This is a genomic window from Halomonas sp. 7T (assembly GCF_025643255.1).
Lineage (GTDB): Bacteria > Pseudomonadota > Gammaproteobacteria > Pseudomonadales > Halomonadaceae > Vreelandella.
Genome location: NZ_CP087112.1, coordinates 2,270,311 through 2,282,844, shown reverse-complemented (window position 1 = coordinate 2,282,844; position 12,534 = coordinate 2,270,311). Strand labels below are relative to the sequence as shown.

At 56.3% G+C, this 12,534-nt stretch carries 9 protein-coding genes; 6 read left to right on the top strand and 3 right to left on the bottom strand.

Translation table 11 applies throughout. From position 1 onward, the window contains the following. Window positions 1-212 precede the first annotated feature (212 nt). The 5 genes from LOS15_RS10655 to LOS15_RS10635 all read left to right on the top strand — a co-directional run bounded on the left by LOS15_RS10655 (window position 213) and on the right by LOS15_RS10635 (window position 7,501). Window positions 213-1,853 carry a DASS family sodium-coupled anion symporter gene (locus LOS15_RS10655; protein ID WP_317629643.1) on the top strand — a complete coding sequence of 547 codons (1,641 nt, stop codon included), beginning with the start codon at window positions 213-215 and terminating at the stop codon, window positions 1,851-1,853. Window positions 1,854-1,961: 108 nt separating this feature from the next. Continuing rightward, the gene (locus LOS15_RS10650; protein WP_263069694.1) at window positions 1,962-3,110 is read left to right on the top strand and encodes an exonuclease SbcCD subunit D; all 1,149 of its coding nucleotides are present in this window, start codon (window positions 1,962-1,964) and stop codon (window positions 3,108-3,110) included. Further along, window positions 3,107-6,172 carry an AAA family ATPase gene (locus tag LOS15_RS10645; RefSeq protein WP_263065838.1) on the top strand — a complete coding sequence of 1,022 codons (3,066 nt, stop codon included), beginning with the start codon at window positions 3,107-3,109 and terminating at the stop codon, window positions 6,170-6,172. The genes LOS15_RS10650 and LOS15_RS10645 overlap by 4 nt, the downstream gene beginning before the upstream one ends. Window positions 6,173-6,287: 115 nt before the next feature. Then, complete coding sequence (locus LOS15_RS10640; RefSeq protein WP_263065836.1) at window positions 6,288-7,025, top strand: tellurite resistance TerB family protein; 738 nt, start codon at window positions 6,288-6,290, stop codon at window positions 7,023-7,025. Further along, complete coding sequence (locus LOS15_RS10635; RefSeq protein WP_263065834.1) at window positions 7,025-7,501, top strand: phosphatidylglycerophosphatase A; 477 nt, start codon at window positions 7,025-7,027, stop codon at window positions 7,499-7,501. Before LOS15_RS10640 ends, LOS15_RS10635 begins: the two co-directional genes overlap by 1 nt. Window positions 7,502-7,606: 105 nt before the next feature. Here the strand turns inward: LOS15_RS10635 and LOS15_RS10630 are convergent, their stop codons facing one another. The 3 genes from LOS15_RS10630 to LOS15_RS10620 all read right to left on the bottom strand — a co-directional run bounded on the left by LOS15_RS10630 (window position 7,607) and on the right by LOS15_RS10620 (window position 10,873). Further along, the gene (locus tag LOS15_RS10630) at window positions 7,607-8,989 is read right to left on the bottom strand and encodes an NAD-dependent succinate-semialdehyde dehydrogenase (protein ID WP_263065832.1); all 1,383 of its coding nucleotides are present in this window, start codon (window positions 8,987-8,989) and stop codon (window positions 7,607-7,609) included. 244 nt (window positions 8,990-9,233) lie between these two features. Continuing rightward, window positions 9,234-9,863 carry a peptide-methionine (S)-S-oxide reductase MsrA gene (msrA, locus tag LOS15_RS10625; protein WP_263065830.1) on the bottom strand — a complete coding sequence of 210 codons (630 nt, stop codon included), beginning with the start codon at window positions 9,861-9,863 and terminating at the stop codon, window positions 9,234-9,236. A gap of 107 nt (window positions 9,864-9,970) precedes the next feature. Beyond that, window positions 9,971-10,873 carry a LysR family transcriptional regulator gene (locus tag LOS15_RS10620; RefSeq protein ID WP_263065829.1) on the bottom strand — a complete coding sequence of 301 codons (903 nt, stop codon included), beginning with the start codon at window positions 10,871-10,873 and terminating at the stop codon, window positions 9,971-9,973. Window positions 10,874-11,012: 139 nt separating this feature from the next. Between LOS15_RS10620 and LOS15_RS10615 the strand changes: the two genes are divergently transcribed. Beyond that, the gene (locus LOS15_RS10615; RefSeq protein ID WP_263065827.1) at window positions 11,013-12,524 is read left to right on the top strand and encodes a CoA-acylating methylmalonate-semialdehyde dehydrogenase; all 1,512 of its coding nucleotides are present in this window, start codon (window positions 11,013-11,015) and stop codon (window positions 12,522-12,524) included. Window positions 12,525-12,534 lie beyond the last annotated feature (10 nt).

The window sequence follows — 12,534 nt, the reverse complement described above, 5'->3', positions numbered from 1 at the left end:
AGGGGACAGTGCACTAGCGAATACAACTAAAGTAGTTAGACTTTGGTTGTAATTGCCGCTAATTAACTGGACTAATGCGTGGCTTGAGTGAATAAAGGGCACCCAAAAGCCAGCTAGGCTGGTTTGAATACGCCATAAGGGTTTGCTAAGCGAAGCGCCCTTTCGATCACCTGACTGCAAGCGGTACTTTGAAAATGCGCAGAACTGCCACGATGACACTCTGGGAGTCGCTTTGGCACTCCCATGACCAAGTCAAAAACCTCCTGATGTGCGCGTTGCCAACCACGGGCACAGGTAGCTCCTCTCCAGGTTCTTCAGACAAACGGCAGAGCAGTGGCGACAAGCCACCACGCCCACCCGCCTATAACGCCGCTCAAAAAGTGGGTTTGCTGTTAGGGCCGATGCTGTTTGCCTTTGTCGTGCTGTTTTTCCACCCGGCAGACCTCAGTTTTGAAGGTCGTATGGTGCTTGCCACCACGCTGTGGGTCGCCGTTTGGTGGATTACCGAAGCGATCCCTATTCCGGTGACGTCGCTACTGCCCATTGTGTTATTGCCGATGACGGGGGCGCTGGAGAGCAGTGCTGTCACGGCGGCTTATGGTAATCCAATTATTTTCCTTTTCCTGGGCGGTTTTATGATTGCGCTGGCCATGGAAAAGTGGGATCTGCATAAGCGCATCGCACTGAATATTATTGCCGTATTGGGCACCAGCATTAACAGCATTGTGTTCGGCTTTATGGCGGCTACCGGCTTTCTATCGATGTGGGTCTCCAACACGGCGTCGGTCATGATGATGCTGCCTATTGGCACCGCGATTGTGTATCAAGTCACCCAGGAACTGAATAAAAGCGGCGAAGACCACAGCGAAGACATCGATAAATTCAGTAAAGCGCTGATTTTTGGCGTCGGCTACGGCGGCACTATCGGTGGTTTGGGCACCCTGATTGGTACGCCGCCCAATATCATCCTGGCAGCCATTGTGAATGAGCTGTTTGGTGTTGAGATCACCTTTGCAAGCTGGATGATGTTTGCGTTCCCGGTTGTGGTAGTGCTGCTCTTTATCGGCTGGGTGATGCTGACGCGCTTTATTTACCCGATTAAGTTCACCAAGCTGCCAGGGGGCAGAGCGCTCATTGCTAAAGAAAAGGAAGCGCTGGGTAGCATTACGTTTGAAGAGAAAGCGGTATTGGGGGTTTTCCTGTTTGCAGCGTTTTTCTGGATTACCCGCTCGTTCTTGTGGCAGGGGCAGATACTCGCGATTCCCGGTATTAACGACACTATGATCGCTATTTTTGCCGCGATTCTGCTGTTTTTAATCCCCTCGCCTAATAAAGGTGGCTGCTTGCTGGGGTGGGATGTGGCAAAAGACGTGCCGTGGGGCATCTTGCTACTGTTTGGCGGTGGTTTAGCGATTGCGGCTGGTTTTGGCTCCTCTGGCTTAGCGGCTTGGATCGGCGGTCAGATGAGCGTGCTGGAAGGCGTGAATTTCTTGCTGGTGATTTTGCTAGCCGCCGGAATGGTGCTGTTCTTAACCGAAATTACTTCTAACACCGCCACGGCCACCATGATCCTTCCGGTACTTGCGTCACTAGCGCTGGCGCTAGATATCCATCCTTTTGTGCTGATGGTACCGGCGGCCATGGCGGCTAACTGCGCCTTTATGCTGCCGGTGGGCACGCCCCCCAACGCGATTATTTTTGCCACCGGTAAGATCAAAATTATCGAAATGGTGCGCAATGGGTTCTGGCTGAATATTTTTGCGCTACTGCTGATTGTCGCGTCGGTGTACTTCTTGTTACCCCTGTTGTGGGGAATCGACCTCACCACCTATCCAGATGCCTTCCGAAACTAACGACTCTTATAAGATGTAGCGATTACCCCGCCAACGTGCGGGGTTTTTGTTGGGTAGGGGGTGGGCGGCATTGTTATGATGAAGCATCTTTTGCATCTTGAGCCTGCCATGCGACTACTCCATACCGCCGATTGGCACCTAGGGCGGCTGTTTCACAATCTCTCACTGCTGGAAGACCAGCGCCATGTGCTGAACCAGTTACTGGACATTATCGACCGCGACGCGGTGGACGCCGTGCTAATTGCCGGCGATATCTACGACCGCTCGGTACCTCCAGCCGCCGCTGTCACACTACTGGATGATGTGCTGGGCGAACTGTGTGAAAAGCGCGGTTTGCCAGTGATTATGATTTCCGGCAACCACGACGGCGCTGAGCGGCTGGGTTTTGGAGCGCGCCACCTGCGCCAAGCCGGGCTGCATATCTTGTCTGATCTATCTGCCTGCGACCACCCAGTCACGCTGTCGATTAACGACGACACGGTAGATATTTTCGGCATCCCCTACGCCGACCCAGAGTTTGTGCGCAGTGAGTTTGGCGCAGACGTGCGCGACTTTGATAGCGCTCACCGCTACTTGGTAGAGCGTATTGAGGCAAAGCGTCACGCAGGCCGCCCAACCGTACTGATGAGCCACTGCTTTGTGGATGGCGGCAGTGCCAGCGATTCCGAACGCCCGCTCACCTTAGGGGGTGCGGAAAGTGTTGCCTGGGAGCCGATGCAGTCGTTTGACTACGTGGCGCTTGGCCACCTTCATGGGCCGCAGTATCGCGGCGGCGAGCATATTCGCTACAGCGGTTCGCTGCTTAAATACAGCTTCTCTGAGGCTAACCAGCGTAAAGGCGTCACGCTGGTGGATATTGACTCAAACGGCGTTAGCCAGATTGAGCACCGCCCGCTGACACCGCGCCGGGAAGTCCGCGTGCTGGAAGGTGAGCTGGCTGAGCTATTAGCGCAAGGCAGCACTGATGCCCAAGCCGATGATTATATATTGGTGCGGCTGACCGACCGCCATACAATTCTTGATCCCATGGGCAAGCTGCGCGATGTCTACCCCAACGTGCTGCATTTAGAAAAGCCTGGCATGTTAGAGGCGCGAGGACGCCAGCAGCTAGACCGTGAGCGGCTGCAGTTTAGCGCGCTGGATATGTTTAGCGATTTCTTTACCCAAACCAGCGGAGACGCCATGAGTGATGAGCAGGCCAGTGCCATGCGTGAACTCATCACCAGCCTGAGCCGCGAGCAGGAGAACCCGTCATGACGCCGTTAACGCTCACCATGCAGGCGTTTGGCCCTTTTGCAGGGAGTGAAACGATTGATTTCACGGCGCTGGGGAAAAGCCCGCTGTTTCTGATTAACGGCCCTACGGGTGCCGGTAAAAGCTCGATACTCGATGCCATCTGCTTTGCACTTTACGGCCAAACCACCGGCAATGACCGAGATGCCGGCCAAATGCGCTGTGACCAAGCTGCTGATACGTTGTTGACGGAGGTCAGCTTGGATTTTCGACTGCGCGATGGGTCATACCGAGTGCGCCGTGTGCCCCAACAGGAGCGCCCCAAAGCCAGTGGCGAAGGCACGACCATGCAAAGTGCTGAAGCCCAGCTGTGGCGGCTGACCCCTGAAGGCGAACTAGAGGAGTGTTTGGTGGCGCGTAAGGTCACCGATGCCAACAGCCAGCTGCACGCTTTAATCGGCCTGGATGCTAATCAGTTTCGCCAAGTGATGGTGCTGCCCCAAGGGAAGTTTCGTGAGCTACTGTTAGCAGAGTCGAAGGACCGCGAAAAAATCTTTTCCCAGCTGTTTCAAACCCAGATTTTTCAGCGCATTGAAGAGCGCCTGCGCACCCAGGCGAATCAAATTGAGCGGGCGGTGAATGATCATCGTCAGCATATTAGTGGCATTTTGGCCGGCGGCGAACTGGAAAGTGAAGCGTCATTAGCGCAAGAAGTAGCGGCGCTAACACCTCAAGTCGGGCAGGCACGCGAGCGTTTTGACGCCGCCCAGCGGCAGCGTCGCAGTGCTGAAAAACAGCGTGACGAGGGCCACGCGCTGCAGCGCCAATTTGAGGCGCGGGATGCACTGGCCGCTGACAAAGCACGCCACCTTGAGCAGCAGGCGCAGATAGCCACGCTTCAGGAACAATTGGCCCAAAGTGAACACGCCCAAGCACTACGCCCTTACAGTAATGCATTAGCCCAAGCGCAACAGTTACTGGCTGCTGCCCGCGCCGAGCAGCGGCAGGCAGATGCCACGCTAACGGCCCAACGTGCAAGCGCTGAACAGGCCCAGCATGTATTTGAAGAAGTGCGTCAGCGCCAAACAGCGCTACCCGCACTACGCGAGCGCCATCGCCAGTTGGGCGAGTTTATCCAAAAAAGTCATCAGTTAAGCGAACTTGAAGCGCGCTGCCAAACAGCGCAGGCCGCTTGGCAGCGCGCAGATAGCGCACTGCAGCGCGATGAGGTACAGCTAGAGAGCATTCGCCAACAAGGCGAGGCCATTGGCGTTAAGCTTGAGCAGTTACACGCCGAATTTCAGCAGTTAGCGAGCGCCCCGTCAGAGTTAAGCCGTTTTCAAAGCCTGCTAACTCAGCGCCAAGAGCTGGATAGCTTCAACCAGCACCGGCGTGAACTAGATACCCAGCGGCAGCGGGCAATCGAGATACTGAGCCATTGTGGAACTGAGGCAGAGCGGGCTAAGCGGCATGCAACAGAGCAAGAGGTGCGCTGGCACCGGGGGCAGGCCGCGCTGTTAGCGCTGACATTAGAGGAAAATGCACCTTGCCCGGTCTGCGGCAGCCTTGAACACCCGGCGCCTGAAACCAATGAGGCGGACATTGTCAGCCAAGCGCAGGTGGAAGCCGCCCGCTCAACCCAGGAGCAGGCGCGCCACGCATTACAAACCGCCGAGCGTCAGGAACAACAGTTAGCACAACAGATTAGCTACAACGCTGAGCAGGCGCAGCGTCTTATTCAACAGCTAGGCGAATGGGCCACCCAACCGCTAAGCGAACTGCAAAACGCCTGCGAGAGCGCGCATCGGCAAGTGCAGCGGCGTAACTGCGTAGCGCCTGAGATTAACCAGCAAAACAGTGCCCGTGACGCGCTACGCCGTGACTGGGGTACGCTGGACAAACAGCTCAAAGTCCAGCGGCCGGAGGTTGAAAAGGCCAAAGAGGAAGCGCTGCGCCTAGAGAGTCAGCGTGACCAGCTGAGCCAGGCGTTGCCAGAAGAGGCGCGTCACCCCGAGGTAATGAGCCAAACGCTCACCAAGCTTGAAAGTCAGATGGCTGAGTTTGAGAAAGCATGGGAGGATGCACAGCAGGCACTCTCGGCGAGCCAAACCCAACAGACGCGGGCAGAAGAGCAACTGCGTGCGGCGGAGCAGCGCGTAGAGCGCGATTTGCACGCGCTTGAGCAGGCTCAAATGGATTGGCAAACCGCGCTACAGCAAAGCCCCTTTGACGATGAAGCAGCCTTTCAAGCGGCGCAGCTTAATGACGTCCAGCGGCATGACGTTGCTCAGCAGGTCGAGGCGTATCAACGCCGCTTAGCCGAGCTTGAAGGCGCGTTACAGAGTTACCGTACTCAGCTTGCGGAAAAAACGCCGCCTGATCTCGCCGCACTCACCACGCTCACCGATGCCGCCCAGACGGAAGAGGATAGCCAGCTTGAGGCGTGGCGGGCGTTGGATGGGCGGCTAAACACCCTGCAAGGGATTCGCCAAAAACTGACCGCGGCCCACGCGGCCCAAGCGGAGCTTGAAGCCCAATACCGGGTGTGGGGAACGCTCAGTGAGGTGGCTAACGGGCGAACCGGCAACCGCATCAGCTTGCAGCGGTTTGTGCTAGGCGTGCTGCTGGATGATGTGTTGATTCAGGCGTCTGAGCGGCTGATACGTATGAGCCGCGGGCGCTACCAATTGGTGCGCCGCGAAGACCCGTCCAAAGGCAATAAAGCTTCGGGATTGGAGCTGGACGTGGCGGATACCTACACCGGCAAGAGCCGCTCGGTAGCGACGCTTTCCGGCGGCGAGTCGTTTATGGCGGCCTTGGCGCTGGCACTAGGCCTTTCCGACGTGGTGCAGGCTTACGCGGGTGGTATCCAGTTGGATACGCTGTTTATAGATGAAGGCTTCGGCAGCCTTGATCAGGATGCATTAGACCAAGCGATTGCCATGCTCAGTGAGCTACAAATGGGGGGGCGTATGATCGGCATCATCTCCCATGTCAGCGAACTCAAAGAGCAAATGCCAGTCCGTATAGACGTACGTGCCAGCCGGCACGGCAGCTCGGTGGAAGTGAAAGGCGCACTTCTTTAATGCTTGTTAATGCTTGGGTAGCGTTTAATTCATGCTGCGTTCATACAGCATGGTCTATAACGTGAGTTAATCGCTAAGTGCGCGCTCGATATAATATCTTCTTAGGAGTACAAGGATGAACGCAAGCAAGATTTTACAACAGCTGATGAGTCAAGCCAGTGGTAGCAAAGGCAGCAGCGGCGGCATGGATGTTAAAGGCGTGATTGATGGCCTATCGCGCCAGTTAGGTGGCGGAAACAATAGCGGGCAGAATTCGCGTCAAGGCGGTGGTTCCAGCTCTAGCGGTTTTGATATGAAGAGCCTGCTGGGCGGCGGCGCCATGGGGCTGCTGGTTGGCTCTAAACGTGGCCGTAGCATGGGTGGTAAAGCACTAAAGTATGGCGCGATTGCGGGAGTGGGCGCGTTGGCCTGGAAAGCGTGGCAAAGCGCTCAGGAAAAGAAAGGGTCGGATATTTCGTCTGCTGAAGGCGAGCGCGTCGAAGTGCTGAGCGGTGAGTATCAAGAGCGGCGCAGCCTGGAGCTGCTACAGGCCATGATTATGGCGGCTCGGGCCGATGGTCATATCGATGAACAGGAGCAGGCGCTGATCACCGATCAGATTGATGCCCTCGGCGCTGACCAAGAGATGCACCGCTGGGTAGAGCAGCAGTTAAAAGCACCGCTGGACGCCCAAGCTCTGGCGCGTGAAGCGGATTCCCCCCAGGCAGCTCGCGAGATGTACCTGATCAGCGTGGCGGTGATTGATGACCAAAACCCCATGGAGCGGGCATGGTTAGATCAGCTGGCCAGCGCGCTGAACCTAACACCAGAAATGGCGGCGGAGCTTGAGCGTCAGGCGCAGCAGGCTGGCTAATGCTCGATACGCTTAATTTTTGGCTCGCCACCGGCTTTGGGCTGGGCCTTGCGCCTGTTGCGCCCGGCACCTTTGGTTCACTGATTGGCCTGCCGCTGGCGTGGTGGCTTCTTGGTCGTCCGGTGGGACAGCAGGCTGCCATCATTACGCTTATGGTGATGGCCGCCGTGCCGGTCTGTCATGTAGCGGCATGGCACTACGATGGTTTGGATCACGGTAGCATTGTCGCCGACGAGTACGTCGCTTTCCCGCTGGTGGTACTGGGGCTAAAAGCCGCCCGCCACCCGCTGGTACTGGCGTTGGCGTTTGGCGTCTACCGCTTTTTTGACGCTTTAAAACCGCCGCCTATTCATTTGGCGGAATATGTGACTGGTGGGCTGGGTATTGTGCTGGATGACGTGATTGCCGCGCTAGTAAGCTGGCTGGTGGTCGCGCTAATGGTGACACTATGGCAGCGCCGGCGGCAAATCGCCTAACGCTGCTTTTAAAATATGCTACCCATAAAAACGCCGCAGGTCGTGAAAACGACACTGCGGCGTTTTTATGGGTTAGCCCATCGTGAGCCGATGGGCTTGGCGATGTTAGCTTTGCACCACAATCACCGATTTAGCGTTGACGAACTCATGCATACCAAAGCCGCCGTGCTCACGGCCGTAGCCCGAGTCTTTCACGCCGCCAAAGGGCATTTCAGGGGTTGCCACGCCAAAGCCGTTAATAAAGACCATGCCGGTATCGAAATACTGGCTGGCAAGTTCGGTGGCGCGCTTCACGTCTTTGGAGATGATGCCGCCGCCTAAGCCGTAGCGACTGTCGTTGGCAATGCGCATGGCATCTTCGTCATCTTTGGCACGAATCAACGCAGCCACCGGGCCAAACAGCTCGTCATCGTAGGCGGGCTGGCCGGGGGTGACATTGTCCAGCACGGTGACCGGATAGAATGCACCTTTACCCTCGGGTTTTTCACCGCCGCAGAGGATTTTCGCGCCTTTGCGCACGCTCTCTTCCACCTGCTCGTGAAGGCCGTCGCGAAGGTCAACGCGGGCCATGGGGCCTAGGTCGCTATCCTCTTTGGTCGGGTCGCCCGCTTTTAGATCTTTCATACGTGCCACGTAGCGCTCTTTGAACGCTTCGTAGTTTTTCTCGGTGACCACAAAACGTTTTGCCGCCACGCAGGTTTGGCCACCGTTATACACACGGCCCATCACGCAGGTGTCGACCGCGACGTCCAAGTCGGCATCGTCCAGCACTAAGTAGGCATCGTTGGAACCCAGCTCCAGTACCGTTTTTTTCAGGTGCTCGGCAGCTTTTGCGGCCACCTTGCGGCCAGCGCCGTCGCTGCCGGTCAAGGTCACGCCACGCACGGCTTTATGAGCAATCACGGTGTCGGAGACGTCGTGAGAAATTACCAGCGTACGGAAGACGTTTTCCGGTAAGCCCGCTTCGCGATAGATTTTTTCCAGCAGCAGGCCGCTACCCGTCACGTTTTCAGCGTGTTTGAGCAGCACGCTGTTGCCCGCCATGATATTGGCGATGGAGTAGCGGACGACTTGATACGCGGGGAAATTCCACGGCTGAATACCGTAAATCACGCCCATCGGGGAATAGGTGACAATGCCACGCTCGCCATTGCCGGGTTTACGCTCTTCATCGGCCAGCTTGGTAGGGCCGTGTTCGGCGGTGTAGTTACAAATACCGACGCAGAGATCCACCTCCTGGCGCGCCTGCGATGGCAGCTTACCCATCTCTTTGACCATCAGGTTGGCAAGGTCTTCTTTGTGGGCGTGCATCGCTTCGCCAATGGCTTTGACTACCTTCGCGCGCTGCTCCAGCGGCTTGAGCCGCCAATCAAGAAACGCCGCATGACTGGCCTCGACTACCTGCTTGGCCTTGCTCTCATCCATCAGCGCATAGGTTTCAAGCGTTTCGCCGGTGGTCGGGTTCACGGTCGTAATGGTGTTGCTCATAAGATCTCCTATCTTTAGATCAACGGGCTTTAGATCAACGGGGCGTTCAATTAGTGAGATAGAACAGCTCTTTAGTCGACTGGTCTATTTTTACTGGCTTTTAACCTTAGTAGAAAAATGGCGTTTTGCCCAAACAAGGGTTATCCATTCAATAAAGCTAACGATGGGGCAAGCCGCATTGGAAATCGTTCCAAAAAACGCCAAGGCGTGTTAACACCTTGGCGATTAGGGTGTGGGGTGCGGATTACTCGAAGGTTGGGCCGCCGGCCTCTGCGCCCCACACTTCTTCGAGGCGATCATCACGGCCACAGCTCAAGCGATAGAAACGGTAGCGAAGTGGATTTTTTTCATAGTAATTCTGGTGATACTCCTCTGCTTCCCAAAACTCGCTGGCGGGCAAGATATCGGTCGTGATCTCTTGATCAAACCTGGCTTCCATCTCGGCTTTTGAGGCTTCCGCTAATTGCCGCTGTTCATCGTCACTGTAGAAAATAGCCGAGCGATAATGGTCACCGACATCGCAAAACTGACGATTGACGGCGAAGGGGTCTATATTGCGCCAGAAAACCTCCAGAAGCTGTTCGTAGCTAATCTGGCTGTCGTCATATTCGATTTGTACGACCTCTATATGGCCGGTACCACCGCGAGAAACCTGTTCGTAAGTAGGGTTTTCAAGCTCGCCCCCCATATAACCTGAAATAGTGGCGCTGACGCCCGGCTGTTTATCGTAGGGCGGTTCCATGCACCAAAAACAGCCGCCCGCAAACGTCACCGTTGCATTGGGTTGGTCCTGGGCGTAGAGCGAGGCGCTGGTAACGCTGGCGGCTGCCAGTGCGCAAAGCGCCAAGGGGCGAAGGTGGGCAAAACGAGACATGGAAAACGCTCCTGTATACGTAATGAGTCATCGCTGAGTAGGAGTCGGTGAGCGACGCTAGGTTCCAATAACTTATACATAAAGCAGTGGCTTTGTACATTAAATGTCTAACCTGGCCGGTGGGGCCACACGGTATCCAGCGTATCTAGCGCTGCTTTAATAGTGGCTTCTGTCGCGCGGTCATTACGCCATATCAAACTCAGCGCACAGGGCAGGCGGACATTATCGGCGACAGCTAAACCACTCTCCTGTCGCTCAGCCATGGCTAAGGCATCCCTGGCTAAGCTAAGCCCCACGCCTGCACGCACTAAATCCAGCATGCAGGCTTCTTGGTCTACCTGAGCGACGCGGTTGGGCGTAGCGCCGCTTTCGGCTAATGCGCGATTTAGTAGCCGATAGTGGGCTGACACGGGCGGCGTCACAATCCAAGGGAGCCGCGCTAAGCTTTCCCAGCGCGTGTCTGCTAGCTTAGCTTCCCAGCCTGGTGGGGCCACTACGTGGTAGTGAAAGTGGGTCAGTTCTCGCCACGCCAGTGCGCTGTTGCCAGTGCCCTCCCCAGGCGGGGCGAGAAAAAAGCCCACATCCAGTTCGCCCTGCTCTACGTTGCCCAATACGCTACCACTCATACCGTGGTGTAGCTCGGTTTCCAGCTGCGGCGCGCGGGCCATCAAGCGGCTAAGAAAGTCGCCTAAACGAATAAATTCCGGGTCGACAATAGTGCCAATTTTTAGTTTGCCTCGCAGTGTGCTGTGCAACGCGCTGGCGCTTTGTTCAAAGGCAAGGGCACTGGCCAGGGCATTTTCAGCGGCCGGTAGCAGCGCATAACCATCGGCGGTGAGGGTTAGCCCTTGGGGACGGCGGGTAAACAGCGTCAGGCCCAGGTGCTGCTGCAGCTGCTTCAATTTTAGGCTAACAGCGGGCTGGGTTAGGTGTAGCTGCTCGGCCGCCCGTGACACGCTGCCGGTGCGGGCGACAGCAACAAAGGCGCGTAGCGCTGCGTACTCCTGCATGGGACGGCTCCTAAATAGCGGTGTGTTATCAGTAAAGCTTATATCTGGGTTTAAAATTACTCAATTGATCGCGTTGTAAAGCGGGGTAGGCTGTTGGGCTATTACTAATCACTTAAGCTCTCGTTATAAAGGTAGCCCCATGACAACAACAGCGATTCAGCATTTCATCAATGGTCAAGTAAGCGCTGGCAGCTCGACGAATACCCAAGACGTTTTTAACCCTGCCACAGGCAAGGCGACGGGACGCGTAACACTGGCCTCCCAGGCGGATGTGGATACGGCGGTGCAATCTGCCCAGGCGGCCTTTCCTGCCTGGGCAGATACCCCGCCCATTCGCCGCGCCCGGGTGCTGTTCAAGTTTTTAGAGCTTTTAAATGCCCATAAAGATGCGTTGGCAGAAGCGATTACCAAAGAGCACGGTAAGGTCTTCACCGATGCCCAGGGCGAAGTCGCCAGGGGCATCGATATTGTGGAGTTCGCCTGTGGCATTCCTCAGCTGCTGAAAGGTGACTACACCGAGCAGGTCAGCACCGGTATTGATAACTGGACCCTGCGTCAGCCGTTAGGTGTGGTAGCGGGTATCACGCCGTTTAACTTCCCCGTGATGGTGCCAATGTGGATGTTCCCCATCGCCATTGCAGCGGGTAATACGTTCATTCTCAAGCCCAGTCCCTTGGACCCCAGCGCATCACTAATGATTGCTGACCTGCTCAAGCAGGCGGGCCTGCCGGATGGCGTATTTAACGTAGTGCAGGGCGATAAGGAGAGTGTTGAAGCGCTGATCGATCACCCTGACGTTAAAGCGCTCTCGTTTGTGGGCTCAACGCCGATTGCTAACCTGATTTATGAGCGCGGGGCTAAGCATGGCAAGCGCGTACAAGCGCTGGGTGGGGCTAAAAACCATATGGTGGTAATGCCCGATGCGAACATTGATAAGGCCGTTGATGCGCTGATTGGGGCGGCCTATGGCTCTGCCGGTGAGCGCTGCATGGCGATTAGTGTGGCCGTGCTGGTAGGCGATGCGGCCGATAAGGTCGTGCCTATGCTCACCGAGCGGGCGAAAGCCCTGAAGGTGAAAGATGGCATGCAGCTGGATGCCGAAATGGGGCCCATTGTGACCCAGCAGGCGCACCAGCGGATTACCGGCTACATCGAAAAAGGTGTGGCTGAAGGCGCTGAGCTAGTGGTCGATGGTCGTGAATTTGATACCGGCCAAACCGGCGAAGGCTGCGGTGAAGGTTTCTGGATGGGGGGAACGCTGTTTGACAATGTCACACCTGAAATGACGATCTACAAAGAAGAGATTTTTGGCCCGGTGCTGGTCTGTGTACGAGTGCCGGATATCGCGACCGCGATCCAGTTGATTAACGATCACGAATTCGGCAACGGCGTTAGCTGCTTTACCGAAAGCGGTAGCGTGGCGCGTGAGTTTGGTCGCCGCATTCAGGTCGGCATGGTAGGTATTAATGTGCCCATTCCAGTGCCCATGGCGTGGCACGGCTTTGGCGGCTGGAAGCGTTCACTGTTCGGTGACACCCACGCCTACGGAGAAGAGGGCGTGCGCTTCTACACCAAGCAGAAATCTATTATGCAGCGCTGGTCCGACTCTATCGACGCGGGCGCTGAATTCGTGATGCCTACGGCGAAGTAACGCCACCACG

Excerpts from the sequence above, each read along its gene's own strand:
- LOS15_RS10655 (WP_317629643.1), top strand. The coding sequence starts at position 213 with ATGACACTCTGGGAGTCGCTTTGGCACTCCCATGACCAAGTCAAAAAC.
- LOS15_RS10650 (WP_263069694.1), top strand. The coding sequence starts at position 1,962 with ATGCGACTACTCCATACCGCCGATTGGCACCTAGGGCGGCTGTTTCAC.
- LOS15_RS10645 (WP_263065838.1), top strand. The coding sequence starts at position 3,107 with ATGACGCCGTTAACGCTCACCATGCAGGCGTTTGGCCCTTTTGCAGGG.
- LOS15_RS10640 (WP_263065836.1), top strand. The coding sequence starts at position 6,288 with ATGAACGCAAGCAAGATTTTACAACAGCTGATGAGTCAAGCCAGTGGT.
- LOS15_RS10635 (WP_263065834.1), top strand. The coding sequence starts at position 7,025 with ATGCTCGATACGCTTAATTTTTGGCTCGCCACCGGCTTTGGGCTGGGC.
- LOS15_RS10630 (WP_263065832.1), bottom strand. The coding sequence starts at position 8,989 with ATGAGCAACACCATTACGACCGTGAACCCGACCACCGGCGAAACGCTT.
- msrA (WP_263065830.1), bottom strand. The coding sequence starts at position 9,863 with ATGTCTCGTTTTGCCCACCTTCGCCCCTTGGCGCTTTGCGCACTGGCA.
- LOS15_RS10620 (WP_263065829.1), bottom strand. The coding sequence starts at position 10,873 with ATGCAGGAGTACGCAGCGCTACGCGCCTTTGTTGCTGTCGCCCGCACC.
- LOS15_RS10615 (WP_263065827.1), top strand. The coding sequence starts at position 11,013 with ATGACAACAACAGCGATTCAGCATTTCATCAATGGTCAAGTAAGCGCT.